Origin of the sequence: Allomuricauda sp. MMSF_3307 (assembly GCF_030733585.1) — a bacterium.
In the GTDB taxonomy this organism is placed as follows: Bacteria; Bacteroidota; Bacteroidia; order Flavobacteriales; family Flavobacteriaceae; genus Flagellimonas.
In genome coordinates this window covers 182,639-199,114 of sequence record NZ_JASHIQ010000006.1, presented here as the reverse complement: position 1 = coordinate 199,114, position 16,476 = coordinate 182,639, and the positions used below count along the sequence as shown (strand labels likewise).

Here is a 16,476-nt window from a genome sequence, read left to right as displayed (position 1 = left end):
AAATTAAGGTTTCTTCCCTAAAATGGAATTCGTTGATGACCGACCTGTAAAAACCTCTTGAAAGGATGCGCCAAATGCCGATGGGTAAAAGGACTATTCTGAAATTAGCTAAATTCGCATTGCCATGACTTCGCCCAACCCCATATTGTCCACCATCATCTTTGTTTTTGCCTTTCAAGCGATCCTGCTTGGGGTTTTGTTGGTGACCAAACGGCCACGAAAACAGTCCAACATATTCCTATCGCTTCTCATATTCTTTTTTGCACTGATGGCGCTCAACATTGGTTTGGTGAACATACTGTGGAGCCGTGGCATGATAGACGTTTTTCGGTATATGCAATTGGAGCTCCTTTACGGTATTGGCCCTGCGCTGTATTTCTACACCAAAAGTGTGACCGATAAGGAATTCGTCTTTTCAAAAAGCGATGCTATCCATTTTGTTCCGGTGGTACTGGAGTTTATTTTTTACAGAACGGCATTTTACCGCTTGGGTGCGGACGGGCTCTATCAAACACCGACGCATCCGTATACCAAGATTTACTTGGCGGAACAATGGCTCGGCAGTTTTTCGATTATGAGCTATGCCATCATATCGCTATGGCTGCTGTTCCAGTATCAATCTTGGCTAAAACAGCGTTATTCCAATCTGGAGCATAAATCGCTGAGATGGTTGCAACTTCCCATTATCATTTATGCGCTGTTTTGGATTGGTTGGAATTTCTTTGCAGAGGTGGACAAGTACTTTTTTGACAAATCCCTGAAGGAGTATTACATCCTTCCCACCTTCGTAGGATTGGCCATTGTAACGTGTTGGATTGGTTTTCAGGGATATCTAAAAACCCAAAAGGAAACCTCTGGCTATGCCTCACAAAAGCCAAAACCCTCTTTGGATGACCTAAATCCAGATTTGGCAAAGCAACTCACAGAATTAATGGAAAAAAAGAAGCCTTATCTCAATTCCGATTTAGACCTCAATACCTTGGCGGAGCTGCTGGAAGTAAGTCCAAAACAGGTATCCCAAACCATCAACCGAAGCTTCTCCAAAAATTTTTACGAATATGTGAACAGCTACCGCATCGAAGCTTTTAAAGAATTGGTGGCCCAACCGGAAAACAAAAAATTGACCCTGCTCGGTCTGGCGTTTGAATGTGGTTTTAACTCCAAGTCCACGTTTAACGATGTCTTCAAAAAATCAACCGGAAAAACCCCAAGTCAATACGCGAAGCAGCTCAAAAATAAGTCCGAAAGGAAGCAGTCGGTCGTTTCATAGGACGAGCACGCTTAGTTTTGCGGAAAATTTAAACTTGATGAAAGCTGTTTTCAACCCTAGAGTCCTTCTATTCCAAATTTGCTTGATGACCAGTTTATCCGGCACCTTGCTGCATGCCCAAGACTATTTCACCAAAAATGAAATGTTGGAGGATATGGCGTTTCTCTGGTCATCTTTGGAAGAGGCTCATTACAATTTGTATGCCTATACATCTAAGGCAGAATTTGAAAAAAATTATCTCCAAGTCAAAAATTCCATTACTCAGGACAGTTTAAGTCTACTGGAGGCGACTTCCATCTTTCAAAAAGTGATTTCAAAGGCGGACAATGGCCATACTGAAATCGGGTTCCCCGGAAAATCCTATGGCAACTATGCCTACAATGGTGGGACACTATTTCCTTTGGAACTTGCGCTCGAACAGGGCAAAGCATTGGTCCGTAAAAATTGGTCGGGCAACGACATCCCCATAGGAGCTGAAGTACTGAGCATTAATGACATTCCCATTTCAAAAATCCTAGCTGAAATGCACACCCTGATTTCCGCTGAACGCCCTTATTTTAAAAATGCGAAGATTGAACTGTACTCCTTCCCTCGACTTTACTGGCAGCTATACGGGAAGCAAGAAAGTTTTGAAATCAAGTTTAAGTCCAATAACATTATAAAAACCCAAACGGTTAGCGCAGTGGATTTGATTGAGGGCTACGAAATGAAGCGAACCGAATTGTTCAATCAGGAAAGGTCGCTTCAATTTATAGGAGAATCAGCATACCTTGTCACAGGTGATTTTAGTGGTGATGAAACAAAGTTCAAGAGTTTTGTTGATTCGGCGTTTGCACAAATTAAGGAGCGAAGGAGCAAGAACCTGATCATTGATTTAAGAAACAATGGCGGGGGCCACAATGCGTTCAGCGACTATCTGGTTTCTTATATTGCTGACAATACATTTCGATGGAATTCCAGTTACCAACTGAAAACGAGTCAATTCTTAAAGGAACACGCCAGACAACACTACGACACCACTTCTACTTTCTGGAAAGAAGCACTTTCACGTGAAAACGGAGAAATTTATAACTACGATTTTGGCGATTATCAACCACAACCACCATCCAAACGATTTTCTGGCAACGTTTATGTGTTGGTCAACAGACAGTCACACTCACAAGCCACGGTTACCGCTGCGCAAATACAAGATTACGGCTTCGGAACCATTGTTGGCGAAGAAACTGGGGAATATGCCTCACTTTACGCCTCCATGTTCGAATTTAAACTACCCAATACACAAATTCCGGTAAGTGTTTCCAAAGGAAAAATGGTCCGGGTAAGTGGAAGCACCAAAGAAGAGGGCGTTGTCCCGGATATCTTCATCAAAGATCACTTATTGGATGAAACGGATGAGATTCTGGAAGGTTTACTGGAAAAAATCAGCAAATCCGATTAGATGTAGTTTATCCATCGGATAATTTGATCAATTAACGATATACTACAATTCACGGATCTTGATATTCCGAAACCAGGTTTCAAAATACCAATATTGCAGCGCAATTTGCCCTGCGGTTGTTTTTCCAAACTCTGGATAGTTGGAAAAATGGGATGCAGCTACTTTGTTTTTCCATTCCGGAGTCGTTAAATCCTCCTCTGCGGTAAGCTCACCATTGAGGTAGAACTCAATTTTACCATCTTTTTGTTTGATGGTTGTTTTGTTCCAATCCCCTTGCTTGATTTCCACATTGTTTTGTTGGGGCAGGAAAACATAAAGACAACCCGGTCTTTTCTCGGGCACATCGTAGTCCATGTGGTCAGCACCCAATATTTGATACTCTGGACCGCTCTGCCAAGCCGTAGGAACATGGGGCAATTCCTGCACATTGATGAAGATGCCACTATTGCCATTCCCAATAACTTTCCATTCCAGGGATAGCTCATAATTTTCATAGGCCTTGTCGGTCACCAGATCACCTGCCGTCAAGGATTCATCATTGGGGTTGCTGTGCAAGGTACCATCCACCACTTCCCAAACAGATTGCGAACCGGCATCGTTGTACAAATGCCAACCGTTCATGGTTTCCCCATCAAACAGCAACTCCCAGCCTGCTTCCCTTTCCACCTCCAACAACTGATTGTGTACGGCATTCTCAACAGCAGCCTTTTTGGTACGCCACGTCTCGGCAACATCTTTTTTCTTCTCGTTTTTACAGGATGCCAATAGGAAAAGTGTCAGCATACATCCAGTGATAATTTTTTGCATGTGCAATCAGTTTTGTTTAGTTGTGCAGCGAATAAAGATAGCAAAAGAATCCGACCATGCCCCTTAAACTTATTGAGGCCTTGGTTCCAAAAGGTGACTTAGGTCACTTTGCAAAAACAACAGTGTTTGTACATTGCAGGCACTAATTTTTGGAAACGATGAAAGGAAATTTTGCAGCTTTGATCAATAGCGACCAATTAACGCTTATCGACTTTTCGGCAGAATGGTGCGGACCTTGTAAAATGTTGGCTCCCATTTTAAAGCAAGTCAAGGATGAGATGGGCGAAGATTTGAAAATCGTAAAAATAGACGTGGACAAAAACCAAAATTTGGCCAATACGTACCAGGTAAGGGGCGTTCCTACCTTAATTTTCTTCAAAAACGGAAAACAGCTCTGGAGAAAATCGGGCGTACTTCAAAAACAAGAATTGGTTCAATTGGCCAAATCCTTCTTGTAGCATCATTCAAATAGATGAACAACCATAAAGGGTACGCGGGTGGCGAAGGCCACTTTTTTGATTACTGGTTCCCTGGTCAATTTTTCGAAGAATGAATGGTCCTGATGGATCATCACCAACATATCGATGGTGTCGTCCTGCTGTACCATTTTTTGAATGGTATTGGTGACCGACCCATCCTTTTCGACCTCCACAAACTCGTGCTCAATGGAGTCCAATCGCTTTTCCAGTGCTTCCTTGGACTTTTTTTGTGCCTCGTTCAAATCCGCTGGGTTGCCTACGTAAACAATCCGCAATTTGGCCTTAAAGTTGACTGGAAGGTGCAACAAGGGCTGTAGTTCATAGTTTTCAAAAAGGTGCTCGTAGCCTGTGGCCAGCATCAGTGAATCCAGTTCTCCGTCCGTCTGATAATCCTCAGGAACTGCGATAATGGGACAAAAGTCGATTTCCTTGATGATTTGAAAAGTATTGCTCCCCATAAAGACCTCTTTTAAGCCAGAAACCCCTTTGGTTCCCATGATGACATAATCAATCTCTTCCTTGTAAACCGTTTTTCCGATGGCATTTACCAGAGTAGCTTGCTCAGAACGGGCAATAAAATTATGATTGGGGTTTTTGTCCAATGCGTTGATTTTTTCCAGCTCCCTTTTCAAATCGCGTTCCGATTGTTCTTTCATCAAATTGTACAAACGGGTATCATTATATCTCGCCATTTTTGTGGAAAGTCCGGAAGCACCCACCTGAAATGAATTCAAGATAAAGAAATCACAAGGGTCGTCCTTAAAAACTGTCAAGGCATATACAATGGCATTCCAAGCATTTTTGGAAAAATCTGTCGGTAATATGATTCGTTTCCTTTTCATAACATCATCGTTTTATGTTTTGCATCACCATAAACGGTATTTTGATCTTGAGCCCCAGTAAATCCACTGTCGACCGGTAGAGCATATCCTCAAAAAAGGAATGTCTGGAGTTCATCATTACCAACATACCGGCCTCCTTTTGCTCAATCTGTTCCAGTATGATTTCCGCCTTGTTCTTAACGGGAGCGGTCTCAAAACTTAAATAAGGTTTGGTCAAAGTGCCTTCCAAAAACAACTTGTTGTCCTCCTGCCGTGGACTGAGCTCGTCGAAATCGGTGATGTACAAACAATGTATCTTGGACTTGAACTTGCCCGCCAAATCGCCCAAAAGCTTCAATTCCCTTCGCTTGTAGGGCAACATATAGTCTGTTGGAAAAAGGATGGCCTTGGGTTGCCTATACTCAAAACCTTCGGGAATGGCCAAAACCGGACATTTTACATATTTGAAAATCTCAATGGTATAGCTCCCAAAGGTGGTCTTATGATCGCTGGTTTCGCCTTTGGTACCCATGATTACCAAATCAATGTTCATCTCGTCCACAAAATCATTCACGGCATCCACTAGATTGTCCAATTTGGCCACCGTCTCAAAATTGTGCAAAGGGTTGGGGGGTTCGCCCACTACCAAATCGATGAGGGCATCCAATTTCTTTTGGGTTTCCTCCCGTTTTTCCTCCTTCATTTTTTCGAGCTCCTCTTTCGGAGTTGTTTTATAGTGTCCGTACACCTCCTCACCATAGGCGTGTAGCACAAAAAAACAAGCCCGCTCGCACTTGTACAATTCTTTGGCATAGGTTAGGGCATGTAGGGCATTTTTAGAAAAATCGGTGGGAATCAATATGGTTTTCATCACAAAACACTTTTTCCAAATATAATGGGATGCAAATGGCTAGAAAATGATTTTGGTCAATATGAAAAGGCCAAATGTGGAACCAATTTTAGTCGTGCCTTCCTAATTTTTTAATTGACGATAAACCAATTATAAAATGGATATGGATATTTTAGGGAATAGTTTATCTATTTTTATCCTTGAAATTGCATCCTATACCATGGCAGAAAATAACATAAAAGTCGCATCACCCCCCAACCAACAACTCAATTTTTATCAAAAAGAAGATCAGGTACTTTTGGCGGTCGACTGCATCATCTTTGGGTTCGACAAGAAAAATCTCAACATATTATTGATCAAAAGACCTATTGAGCCCGAAAAGGGAAAATGGTCCCTCATCGGTGGGTTCCTCAAAAAAAACGAAGATTTGGACCAAGCTGCGGCAAGAGTTTTGGAAAACCTAACAGGTTTGAGCGATATTTATCTAGAACAAATCCACACTTATAGTAAAATTGACCGAGACCCTGGACAGCGTACCATCTCCGTGGCCTATTATGCCCTGATCGATGTGGACAGCCATCAATTCGATGGGGTACAGCTAGATACGGCCCAATGGTTTGATATCAAGGAAGCCCCCAGCTTGATTTTTGACCATAACGAAATGGTGGAAAAGGCAAAGGTGCGTTTACGAAGGAGAGCACTGAGCCAGCCCATTGGTTTTGAGCTGCTTCCCGAAAAATTTACCATGCGGCAATTACAAAACTTGTACGAGTCCATTTTGGACAAGGAGCTGGACAAGCGCAACTTCATCAATAAAATCAACTCACTAGACGTACTCATCAAATTGGACGAAAAAGATATGAGCGTTTCCCGAAAAGGGGCATACCTCTATGTTTTTGACAAGGAGAAATATCGAAAAAAAGTAGAGGAAGACGGGTTCATCTTCAAAATATAGACCCGCCCCCTACTTTCACCGCTTTGTTATCGAGAAACTACATCAATCCTTAAAATCCGTGGAGAACTTCCATTTGGTTTTATAGTTTTTGTTGAGGGGCAATTCCTGCAGCAGGCTTCGCAACAGTTCCACTGGCATTCTACCCTCAACCATCACCCGGTCATGAAATTGTTTTTCTGTCCAACCTTGAGCCATCATTTCATTGCGCAAGGCATAAAACTGAAGTCCTCCCATCATATAGGCCAGTTGATATAACGGCGGATAGCTTGTGGTGAAGGACCTTCTCACCTCCGCCTCGGCATTGGCGTATTCGTGGCCGACCTCATCCACCAAAAGGTCGATACATTCCTGAGGAGTCATCTCTCCCAAATGGAACTTTAGGGAAAAAATGATTCTCGCACATCGATGGATTCTCCAGAACAACATGCCCAATTTTTGTTCCGGTGTTTGGGGAAACTCCTTGTTCCAGAGGATGATTTCCCAATACAAGGCCCATCCCTCGGTCCAAAACGGTGTGGAAAACGGACGGCGATAGCTTTTGTGGCGACTCGTCATAAAATACTGCAAATTATGTCCCGGCAACAATTCATGCTGCACCGTCGGAAAGGAAAAGTTGGGGTTATTCCCCCGCATGCTCATCAACTTGTCGTTATGGTCCATCTCCATGGTAGGGTATGAAATAATAATATCGCGACCTCCCAAAAAGAAGGGACTAATCTTTTGCCGTTCGGGACTCATCATTTTCATGCCCCAGGTCTCCTTGGCCAATTCGGGTATCGTGATCAAATCCCTTTCTTCAATAAAATCCACGGAATGGGAATATAGGTCCATGATGGCCTGTGGTTGCTGTCCCGCAGGAACATAGGTGTTCTTCACGTGCTCCAGAGCCTTTTTCCAGTCATCTCCATAGCCCAGCTCCCTTGAGGCCTTTATCATTTCATTTTTGCACCATTCAAATTGTTCTTCCGCTGTTTTGATGAGTTCAGCAGACGTGTAGGGAATAAATTCCAAGGCCAAACTTTCTTTCAGCGCCTCCTCCCCGATAGGTTTTCCAATAATGCCGCTACCATCATCCTTTACACTATCCTCAGCATAATTTTCCTTCAGGAATTCGGCATAGGCAGTGAGCTTTTCGTTTAGTTTTTGATAGGGCTTTTCCATCCACCATGTAAAATCCGGGTCGTAGCCATAGTAAAATTCATAGGACTCCTTTAACGCTTTTTGGAATGAGGTAACCACTTCCGAAGCCTTTTCAGCCGTTTGCCAATCCTTAAAGGATTTGGATTTCCAAGTTTCCATCTCGGTAGCAATCGCTTCGGTAGCATTCTGAAACAATTGGGCCAATTGTTTTGCATCGGGTTGTTTGCCCCTTCTTCGTTCTTGTATAAAAGGGAAAATAGCTTTCGCGAAATCACCCACTTCCTTTACTCCTTTATACGCGCTATAGTCTTGATTCAAAAAGTAATTGCCTTTGGCTACTTGGTTCTTCAGCAGTACATAATCTACCTTTCCTTGTTGTGAAAGGGAAGCGAAGTCAACGGCATCCATTTTATCTTCCCAGTTCGAGTAAAACCTCAAAAACCGTTGGTAATACTCTTCTGACTCGTCGACTGTGTAGGTGCGTTCCAATGCCCAGTTATCCATTTCAAATTCGGTGACCATATCCGCCAATTGACTATGCTGTGCCGTAGCCCATGTACTTATTATGGCAACCAGAGCGATGCTTAATTTCTGTAAGCCCATATTGCTGTATTTAGTTTTCAGTACCTAAAGGTAATGATTGGTTATCTCATTCTATTTTGCACCTCGCCCATTCAAATTCTGATGCCTTCTAAAGCACCTGAAATCCATGTGCGTAGGGGTCGTCGTCATCTATGATGATATTGTTGTAACCCGTAACCTGTGCCCATCCTTGAATACTGGGGATGATGGCCTGTTTTGCGTCCAAGGTGGTTTCAGCCTCTACTTTCCCCACAAACTTGCTCCCGATAATGCTTTCATGCACAAAAGGTTCTCCTACCTTCAAGGCTTCTTTCGCATATAATTGGGCCATGCGGGCAGAGGTTCCTGTTCCACAGGGAGAACGGTCGATGGCCTTATCGCCATAAAACACCGCATTTCGTCCGGATGAAGTGGCATCCAAAGGTTTTCCTGTCCACATCATGTGACTCACATCCCGTATGGTTGGGTTTTCCGGATGCACAAAGTAATCGGGATATTTCTCGTTGATGGCCTTACGCACCACTTGTGAAAACTGGATGATCTGTCCAGCGGTAAAGTCCTCCAATCCCGTATAATGTTCCTGTGGATCCACAATGGCATAATAATTACCCCCATAGGCCACATCAAAATGGATTTCACCAAGACCCGGGCAGTCAATGGACAAATTTGCTGCGGCCAAGTAGGATTTTACGTTGACCAACTTTACCCATTCCACCTTTTTTCCTGTCAATTGGTATTCGATCTCCACCAAGCCTGCAGGTGCCTCCATCCGTATTTTTCCGGGTGTTTTGGGTACGATGAGGCCTTCTTCTATGGCCACTGTAATGGTTCCGATGGTACCATGACCACACATGGGCAGGCAACCTGATGTTTCTATAAACAGAATGGCAAAATCGTTCTCTGGATCATGGGGTGCCATCAAAATACTTCCGCTCATCATATCATGTCCCCTTGGTTCAAACATCAACCCCCTTCGAATCCAATCGTAATCCCTTAAAAAATGCTGGCGCTTCTCGCTCATGTCCTTGCCCATCAAATTAGGGCCTCCCCCTGCTACAACCCGTACTGGATTTCCGCAGGTGTGGGCATCCACACAAAAAAATGTTTTTCTGGCCACTCGCTATTTTTTTAAATGATCTGGCAACAATTCCATAGGAAATGATTGATAACTGATCGGGCGCACCCAACGCTTGATGGAGTGCACCCCAACTGCGGTAAACCTAGAATCGGTAGACGCCGGGTAAGGTCCCCCATGTTGCATGGACGCACATACCTCCACCCCGGTAGGCACACCATTATAAATGATTCGTCCCACACGGTGCTGCAACGCATCAACCAATTTTGACAAATTCAATGTATCATTCTTTTCTGCGATGAGGGTGCCGGTCAATTGTCCCTCCAACCCCTCGATAATCTGAATCAATTCCGCTTCGTCCTCACATTGTACCACCATGGAAAAGGGACCAAAAACCTCTTGGTGCATCTTCGGATTATCCAAAAATGCCCTACCTGAAACAGTGGCAATGGTCGCAGCAGCTTCATTGGCATCCAAATTCCCATCGTAGGTTGCCACCACCTCAACACCTTCTTGCCCTGTTACCGCATCTCCTTTGGAGATGTACCCTTTTTTGATATTGGGGTGCAACATGGTTTGCGGGGCTATGGAGACGGTTTCTTTGGCCAACTCTTGAATAAAACTATGGGTATCCTCACACTTTACCGTCAACAAAAGCCCTGGATTGGTACAAAACTGTCCCGTACCCAAGGTAATGGACCCTGCGTAAGTTTTGGCGAGTTCACTTCCTCTTTTCGAAATGGCACTCGCGGTCATGATCACAGGATTGATACTGCCCATTTCGGCAAAAACAGGAATAGGTTCCTCTCTTTTGGCTGCCAAATCGAACAGTGCCCTGCCTCCTCCGATGCTTCCCGTAAAACCAACCGCTTTCACTTTTGGATGGTTCACCAAATCGATTCCGGCCTGTACCGAACCATTGATGCTTGAAAAAACACCTTTGGGCATTCCCGTTTTTTCGGCGGCCTTAACAATGGCCGAAGCTACCAACTCATTGGTTCCCGCATGCATGGGATGGGACTTTACAATCACGGGGCAACCTGCCGCCAAGACACTTGCTGTATCGCCTCCTGCAGTGGAATACGCCAACGGAAAATTACTGGCTCCAAAAACGGCCACTGGTCCCAAGGGAATCATGGTTTTTCGCAAATCCGGTTTAGGCTGCGGTTTTCTATCGGGCTGGGCCGCATCAAATGTATTTTCGCGCCAATCGTCGTTGGCAACCAGTTCGGCAAACGAACGCAACTGAAAAACAGTTCGTCCCCGTTCGCCAATGGCCCTGCCCTCGGGCAAACCCGACTCCAACATGTAGGTATCGATCAATTCTTGGTCCAAGGCCAACATTTCATCAGCAATGGTATTTAAAAAATCAGCCCGTTGTTTGCCTTGCATCGTTCGGAATACCTTAAAAGCCTCCCAAGCCATATCCACGGCCGTATCTATTTCATCTTTAGTGGCTTCTACGAATACCGTCGGGTTCTGAACGTTTTTTTTGGGGTCTACCGTTCTGAATTCTACGGAACCATCTGCCTTAAACTGTCCTCCAATACAGTTTTTACCTGTCATCATACTTCGTTATTTATGTTTTTATAGTCCGGAAGCTCCGGTCTATGTTTCATTGCGGTTTCAATCACTTGTAAAACACGTTCCCGTTCAGCGCCTTGCAAGGGCAATCGGGGTGCTCGCACATGTTCGGTGCCAATTCCTGTGGCCACTTCGGCCAGTTTGATGTTTTGTACCAATTGCGAACTAATGTCCAACTCCAACAAGGGCATAAACCATCGATATATCTTCAGGGCTTCCTCAATCCTGCCAACTTTCACCAACTCATAAATGGCAACCGTTTCGGCAGGATAGGCACAAACCAGTCCGGCCACCCAACCTACGGCGCCTATGACCAAACTTTCCAATCCCAAGGTATCCACTCCCGTGAAAACCTTTACACGATCGCCAAACCTATTCTGGATTCGGATCACGTTGGTAATATCCCGGGTAGATTCTTTAATGGCTTGGATATTGTCGCACGCAATCAATTCCTCCAACATATCCAAAGTCACCTCGATCTTATAATCTACTGGATTATTGTACAGCATAATCGGCAAAGAGGTGTTTTTGGCCACTGCCTTAAAATAGGCGACCGTTTCATAATCGGTAGCCTTGTAGCGCATGGGCGGCAACAACATTAATCCTTGGGCACCCACTTTTTCCGCAGTCTGGGCGGCTTTAATAGCACCTTTGGTGCTTTGTTCCGCCACATTCATTATCACCGGAATTTTTCCGTCGGCCAAAGCAATCGACGTTTTGATCAAGGTCTCCTTTTCTTCTTGTTCCAAGGTGCTCGCCTCTCCCAAGGTACCCCCTAGAATAATCCCGTGTACCCCTGCATCGATTTGTGCTCGTATGTTTTTTTCAAACATTTCAAGGTCCAAGGTATCGTCGCTGGTAAACTTTGTAGTTACCGCTGGCATTACGCCTTCCCATTTTACCATAATGTAAGCTTAATTTTTTCCTTTCTAAAATTACGAAGGGAGCCCTTTTTTCTTTTGCTCGATTATTAGCCTATTATGATAGTATATTACCCTAAATTAGCTGCAAAATCAATTTTTTAAATAATTTAGGCGTATCCATGAAGGTGCTCCCTTTTAAAATTCCAAAACCACAGCATGAGGCGCTGGTGTACCAAATTGACCGCGAGCAGGTATTTTACGATCAGTTGCACCAACATGCGGAAATTCAGATCAGTTATGTGGAAAAAGGTGCCGGGACACTGATTGTAGGGGACAGCATCAATGAATACAAGGCTGGCGACATTCTGGTCATTGGTAGTTTTGTCCCGCATGTATTCCGAAGCGACACCCGAATCAAGGAAGAATCGTTGATGCACACCTTGTTTTTTGACCAAGATTCCTTTGGAAAAGGATTCTTCCAACTGGCAGACCTTTCTTCCATCCAACAATTCTTTAAAAAGGCAGAGTTTGGAATGCGCATCACTTCAAGACAAAGCAAGATCGTTCCATTGTTCCATGCGCTTTCAGCACAAAACAAAGTGGAGCAAATTGCATCCTTGCTGCTGATCATCGACCAAATCAACAAATCCAAGACAGTACCGCTTTCCGCTTTTGTGTATCGCAAATCGTTCACGGATGATGAGGGCAAACGGATGAGCAAGGTATACGATTATGCGATGGAACGGTACAGGGAGCCCATCACTTTGGAAGAAATTGCAGAAAAGGCCAACATGACGAAGAATGCGTTCTGTAGATACTTTAAAAAAAGGACCAACAAGACATTTTTCCAATTTTTAATCGAAATACGCATTGAAAATGCCTGTAAGCTCCTCTTAAAAAATCCCGAACGCTCCATTGCTTCGATTTCTGAACAGTGCGGTTTCAACAATATTGCCAACTTTAACCGCAAGTTCAAGGAATTCAAGCACTGCACGCCAACGCAATACCGCCATCAATTTTGATATATCTGGGCAAAGCACTTGGATGTCGGGCCGTTTATCCATAATTTCAATCCTACTAAGCCGCACAGCGTTTGTACACCATCATCGACATAGAGACCACGGGCAACGGAATCAAGGGCAACAAGATTACCGAGATTTCCATTTTTAAATATGATGGCAATCAAATTGTGGACGAATTCACATCCCTTGTCAATCCACAATGTCCCATCCCCTATTTTATTACGGGACTAACGGGCATCGATGACCACATGGTGCAAAATGCTCCCGTATTCCACGAGATTGCCGATGCGGTCCAACGCATTACCGAGGGGTGTATTTTTGTGGCGCACTCCGTCAATTTTGATTATGGCGTGATCAAGGAGGAATTTCGACAAATCGGGGTTGATTTTAACCGAAAGAAGCTGTGTACGGTAAGGCTGTCCCGAAAATTGATTCCCGGACTGCGTTCGTACAGCTTGGGAAAACTCTGCTCGGCCATACAGATTCCTTTGGTGGACCGGCACCGTGCCCGAGGTGATGCCCATGCCACCGTACTTTTGTTTGAGAAGTTGTTGGAACAGCCTGAGGCTGATACCATTTTCAAAAAGTTTTTGAACGCCAGAAGCCAAGAAGCTACCCTTCCACCCCATTTGCCCAAATCAGTATTTGACCGTATTCCCCAAAAACCGGGCATCTATTATTTTATGAATCAAAAAGGGGAGATTATTTATGTGGGAAAGGCCATCAACCTAAAAAAACGGGTGTTGGGCCATTTTTACGACAAGAGCAGAAAGGAAATCCAAATGTGCAGCGAGACGGCCAACATTGATTTCAAACTCTCTGGCAGCGAATTGGTCGCACTTTTGATGGAATCCGCAGAAATCAAACGGTTGTTCCCACCCTATAACCGCGCCCAAAAAAGAATGGCCAAGCAGTACGCCATTTTTGCCTACGAAGATAGAAATGGGATTACCCACCTGGCCTACAATACCATCAAAGGGATACCAAACCCGTTAAAAATACTCCACAACCAAACGGAATGCCGGGCGTATTTAGAAGAGGTATGCAGGTTATTCTTGCTCTGTCCCCGTTACTGTCATTTGCAACAGACCGCATCGGCCTGTTCCCATCACGAAATAAATAGCTGCGAAGGTATCTGCCGGGGGGAGGAGAAAATAGACGCTTATAACCAAAAAGTCGAAGAGGCCATCGCCCACATGAAAATGCTCTCCTCGGAAATCAGGGTTATCCAAGAAAAAGGCCGAAATGAAAATGAACATGCTATCATTTTGATTGCCGATGGCATTTACAAGGGTTTTGGTTTTGTCGATACCGAGACGCAGCTATCCAATCTTGAAGATGTGGAGGCCTTTATCACCCCACAAAAACATACTTTGGAAACAGAAAGTATTTTGACACAGTATTTTCTCAAACAAAACAAGAGTAAGGTGCTCGTGTAATCCTAAAGGCAGTTTATACTTCTGGCTTTAAAACGACTTTAAATTCGGCCGTATTCTTTAGCTTTTCAAAGCCTTGGTGCAAATCCGATTGTTTTACGGCATACGGGTAAAATGAAATCGGTTCGATACAAACCATGTTTCTTACTTCCGTCCAACACATAAAGTTGCCAAAACCTTCGGTTTCGATGGTGATTTCCTTCTCATCTTTTAGTGTAACGGAGGTACAATCTGAAATTTGGAGTGCCCTACTGCCCACCGCCAAGACCTCATCCAGCAAAATCTTTTTGCCATTGACCAAAATAACAGGAGATTCCGTATGGAGTTTAAAGGCAGGATGGTACCCGAGCATAAACGGCATTCCCTCTTCACCGGTAATTTTGAAATTGATTTCCAGACTGGAATCGGTCAACAAAAAAGTTTTCTCAAACCGAAAGTCATAAGGCCAGGTAAGGGCTTCTTCCGTAGATTTTTCGGGAAACTTGGAATTGTTTACCTCAGTGCCCGAATGGTATTGCTTCACAAAAGCGGCAGCGGTTTCTGTTTGTTCCGTCAGCTGATATTCCATTTGGCGCAAATGTCCATGTTGGTCTTGCACGGCCTCTCCTTTCGGAGTTTTTACACGAAAACCAGCCTCGTTGACCGGGCCGATAATAGGAAACATTTCAGTATCGGCGCTGCTCCATCCCGGGCTTCCCTTTTGGTGGATAAATTCATGTCCATCCACTTGATAGCCCACCAGTTCGCCCGCGTCAATCTTTACGGTGGCGTTTTTGTTATGTAGTATTACCATTAGTTAGTGTTGATCAATCGATAAATTAAGATGGCCGTGCGTTTGGTCAAAGCCTCGATGGTATTCAGGTTAACGGTCTCCTGCGGCGTATGTGCACCGGAGCCCATGGTTCCCAATCCGTCCAAACCATCTACATATTCAGCTACAAAAGATACGTCTGCCGCCCCGCGTCTTCCAGGGTCATAAGCCAAGACTTCACCTTGATTTAAATCTAAACTCACCTGGTTCAAAGTACCCAATAGAGCAAGGTTTCCTTCCGTGGGCTGCATGGCAGGGTAGCTATCCGTAAAACTGATGGTGGCCGAGGTCTGTGGTAAATTATTGGCCACGATTTCCCTCATTTTGGCCCTTGCCCGTTCTTTTTGTTCCTCCGATATAAATCGAAGTCCTCCCTTTACCACCGCTTTTTGGGCCACAACATTGGTTTTTCCAAAGGCATCGCCCTTGCTGGTCTTTTCATCAAAATTGACAAAGGTGCCTCCAAGCAAAACGCCAGGGTTAAAGGTCAGCAAATCTTCCCCTTTTACATCGGTATAAAATTGATGTAGGATTCGGGACATTTCAAAAATGGCACCAGCACCGGTACGCTCGCTGAACACACCTGAGGAATGGGCCCGTTTTCCTTCCACTTCCACTGCCCAGCCCGAAGCGCCTCTTCGGGCCACGGTTGCATAGTTGAACCCTGTTGATGTTTCAAAGCCCAACGCAATATCGCTTCGCTTGGCGGCATCGATCAAGTCTTTTCTACTTATCGACAAGGGTTTACCCGTACTTTCCTCATCCCCGGTAAAGGCCACAATAATTTGGGCATCATCCAACAAGCCGTTATCCGAAAGTGCCTTGAGCGCATATAGCACGATGACATCCCCTCCCTTCATGTCATTTCCGCCCGGGGCATGGGCAACGCTATCGTTTACCATTTCAAAGGTCTGGAATGGACTGTCCTCTTCAAAAACGGTATCCAAGTGACCGATCAGCAATAACTTTTTTCCCTTGGTCCCGCTGGTTTCGGCAAAAAGGTGACCTGCACGGTTCATTTCTTCGGGCATCTCTATCCATTTGGTCTCAAATCCAATATTATCAAAGGCATCCTTAAACACCATTCCCACTTCCTTAACCCCTTTGGCATTAAGGGTACCACTATTGATATTGACCACCTGTTCCAAGAAATCAATGGCCTCGGCATTGTTCTTTTCGATGGTGGAAACAATCTTTTTTTCGGTTCTGGAAAGTTTTTGTGCTGAAATGGAAGCTGTAAGCAATACAGCTATTAAAGTCATGTAATATTTGAAAATCATGGTTGGTTATTTTGTGCTACAAGGTATCAATTTAGAATGATAAATCATGATTCCTTCGCAACC

General features: G+C 44.3%; 15 protein-coding genes. 6 read left to right on the top strand and 9 right to left on the bottom strand.

Annotated elements, in window-relative coordinates; genetic code table 11:
* The first annotated feature begins 124 nt into the window (after positions 1-124).
* Together RBB12_RS15070 and RBB12_RS15065 are read left to right on the top strand one after the other, a co-directional pair.
* The gene (locus RBB12_RS15070; protein ID WP_306014471.1) at positions 125-1,270 is read left to right on the top strand and encodes a helix-turn-helix domain-containing protein; all 1,146 of its coding nucleotides are present in this window, start codon (positions 125-127) and stop codon (positions 1,268-1,270) included.
* 85 nt (positions 1,271-1,355) lie between these two features.
* Entirely contained in the window at positions 1,356-2,708 is a 1,353-nt protein-coding gene (locus RBB12_RS15065) for a S41 family peptidase (RefSeq protein WP_306014472.1), read from the top strand.
* A 42-nt stretch (positions 2,709-2,750) separates the two neighbouring features.
* Here the strand turns inward: RBB12_RS15065 and RBB12_RS15060 are convergent, their stop codons facing one another.
* On the bottom strand, positions 2,751-3,515 hold the full coding sequence (locus RBB12_RS15060) for a DUF1080 domain-containing protein (RefSeq protein WP_306014473.1): 765 nt from the start codon (positions 3,513-3,515) through the stop codon (positions 2,751-2,753).
* A 158-nt stretch (positions 3,516-3,673) separates the two neighbouring features.
* Here RBB12_RS15060 and trxA point away from each other — a divergent pair, with 158 nt between their 5' ends.
* Positions 3,674-3,973 carry a thioredoxin gene (trxA, locus tag RBB12_RS15055; RefSeq protein WP_179384425.1) on the top strand — a complete coding sequence of 100 codons (300 nt, stop codon included), beginning with the start codon at positions 3,674-3,676 and terminating at the stop codon, positions 3,971-3,973.
* Between the two features lie 2 nt (positions 3,974-3,975).
* Here the strand turns inward: trxA and RBB12_RS15050 are convergent, their stop codons facing one another.
* Both RBB12_RS15050 and RBB12_RS15045 read right to left on the bottom strand, forming a co-directional pair.
* Positions 3,976-4,836 carry a universal stress protein gene (locus RBB12_RS15050; protein ID WP_293282913.1) on the bottom strand — a complete coding sequence of 287 codons (861 nt, stop codon included), beginning with the start codon at positions 4,834-4,836 and terminating at the stop codon, positions 3,976-3,978.
* 4 nt (positions 4,837-4,840) lie between these two features.
* On the bottom strand, positions 4,841-5,686 hold the full coding sequence (locus tag RBB12_RS15045; protein WP_306014474.1) for a universal stress protein: 846 nt from the start codon (positions 5,684-5,686) through the stop codon (positions 4,841-4,843).
* A gap of 199 nt (positions 5,687-5,885) precedes the next feature.
* On the opposite strand from RBB12_RS15045, the gene RBB12_RS15040 reads away from it, so the two are divergent.
* A complete protein-coding gene (locus tag RBB12_RS15040) occupies positions 5,886-6,620 on the top strand; it encodes an NUDIX hydrolase (RefSeq protein ID WP_306014540.1) in 735 nt (244 codons plus the stop codon).
* A 42-nt stretch (positions 6,621-6,662) separates the two neighbouring features.
* On the opposite strand, the gene RBB12_RS15035 is transcribed toward RBB12_RS15040, so the two are convergent.
* The 4 genes from RBB12_RS15035 to RBB12_RS15020 form a co-directional block, all read right to left on the bottom strand.
* Positions 6,663-8,363, bottom strand: coding sequence for a DUF885 family protein (locus tag RBB12_RS15035; protein WP_306014475.1), 1,701 nt, complete (start codon positions 8,361-8,363; stop codon positions 6,663-6,665).
* 88 nt (positions 8,364-8,451) lie between these two features.
* Positions 8,452-9,459 carry a 4-hydroxyproline epimerase gene (locus RBB12_RS15030; protein WP_306014476.1) on the bottom strand — a complete coding sequence of 336 codons (1,008 nt, stop codon included), beginning with the start codon at positions 9,457-9,459 and terminating at the stop codon, positions 8,452-8,454.
* Between the two features lie 3 nt (positions 9,460-9,462).
* A complete protein-coding gene (locus RBB12_RS15025; RefSeq protein ID WP_306014477.1) occupies positions 9,463-10,986 on the bottom strand; it encodes an aldehyde dehydrogenase (NADP(+)) in 1,524 nt (507 codons plus the stop codon).
* Complete coding sequence (locus RBB12_RS15020) at positions 10,983-11,906, bottom strand: dihydrodipicolinate synthase family protein (protein ID WP_409557910.1); 924 nt, start codon at positions 11,904-11,906, stop codon at positions 10,983-10,985. The genes RBB12_RS15025 and RBB12_RS15020 overlap by 4 nt, the downstream gene beginning before the upstream one ends.
* Before the next feature lie 137 nt (positions 11,907-12,043).
* Here RBB12_RS15020 and RBB12_RS15015 point away from each other — a divergent pair, with 137 nt between their 5' ends.
* Together RBB12_RS15015 and RBB12_RS15010 are read left to right on the top strand one after the other, a co-directional pair.
* Entirely contained in the window at positions 12,044-12,886 is an 843-nt protein-coding gene (locus tag RBB12_RS15015) for an AraC family transcriptional regulator (protein WP_293282903.1), read from the top strand.
* Positions 12,887-12,957: 71 nt separating this feature from the next.
* On the top strand, positions 12,958-14,325 hold the full coding sequence (locus RBB12_RS15010; protein WP_306014478.1) for an exonuclease domain-containing protein: 1,368 nt from the start codon (positions 12,958-12,960) through the stop codon (positions 14,323-14,325).
* 13 nt (positions 14,326-14,338) lie between these two features.
* Here the strand turns inward: RBB12_RS15010 and RBB12_RS15005 are convergent, their stop codons facing one another.
* Positions 14,339-15,115 carry an aldose 1-epimerase gene (locus RBB12_RS15005; protein WP_306014479.1) on the bottom strand — a complete coding sequence of 259 codons (777 nt, stop codon included), beginning with the start codon at positions 15,113-15,115 and terminating at the stop codon, positions 14,339-14,341.
* Positions 15,115-16,413, bottom strand: a complete 1,299-nt coding sequence (locus RBB12_RS15000) for a M20/M25/M40 family metallo-hydrolase (protein WP_306014480.1) — start codon at positions 16,411-16,413, stop codon at positions 15,115-15,117. Before RBB12_RS15000 ends, RBB12_RS15005 begins: the two co-directional genes overlap by 1 nt.
* Positions 16,414-16,476: the final 63 nt, after the last annotated feature.

Coding starts and splice junctions, on each gene's coding strand:
- RBB12_RS15070 (WP_306014471.1), top strand. CDS start 125: ATGACTTCGCCCAACCCCATATTGTCCACCATCATCTTTGTTTTTGCC.
- RBB12_RS15065 (WP_306014472.1), top strand. CDS start 1,356: ATGACCAGTTTATCCGGCACCTTGCTGCATGCCCAAGACTATTTCACC.
- RBB12_RS15060 (WP_306014473.1), bottom strand. CDS start 3,515: ATGCAAAAAATTATCACTGGATGTATGCTGACACTTTTCCTATTGGCA.
- trxA (WP_179384425.1), top strand. CDS start 3,674: ATGAAAGGAAATTTTGCAGCTTTGATCAATAGCGACCAATTAACGCTT.
- RBB12_RS15050 (WP_293282913.1), bottom strand. CDS start 4,836: ATGAAAAGGAAACGAATCATATTACCGACAGATTTTTCCAAAAATGCT.
- RBB12_RS15045 (WP_306014474.1), bottom strand. CDS start 5,686: ATGAAAACCATATTGATTCCCACCGATTTTTCTAAAAATGCCCTACAT.
- RBB12_RS15040 (WP_306014540.1), top strand. CDS start 5,886: ATGGCAGAAAATAACATAAAAGTCGCATCACCCCCCAACCAACAACTC.
- RBB12_RS15035 (WP_306014475.1), bottom strand. CDS start 8,363: ATGGGCTTACAGAAATTAAGCATCGCTCTGGTTGCCATAATAAGTACA.
- RBB12_RS15025 (WP_306014477.1), bottom strand. CDS start 10,986: ATGATGACAGGTAAAAACTGTATTGGAGGACAGTTTAAGGCAGATGGT.
- RBB12_RS15020 (WP_409557910.1), bottom strand. CDS start 11,906: ATGGTAAAATGGGAAGGCGTAATGCCAGCGGTAACTACAAAGTTTACC.
- RBB12_RS15015 (WP_293282903.1), top strand. CDS start 12,044: ATGAAGGTGCTCCCTTTTAAAATTCCAAAACCACAGCATGAGGCGCTG.
- RBB12_RS15005 (WP_306014479.1), bottom strand. CDS start 15,115: ATGGTAATACTACATAACAAAAACGCCACCGTAAAGATTGACGCGGGC.
- RBB12_RS15000 (WP_306014480.1), bottom strand. CDS start 16,413: ATGATTTTCAAATATTACATGACTTTAATAGCTGTATTGCTTACAGCT.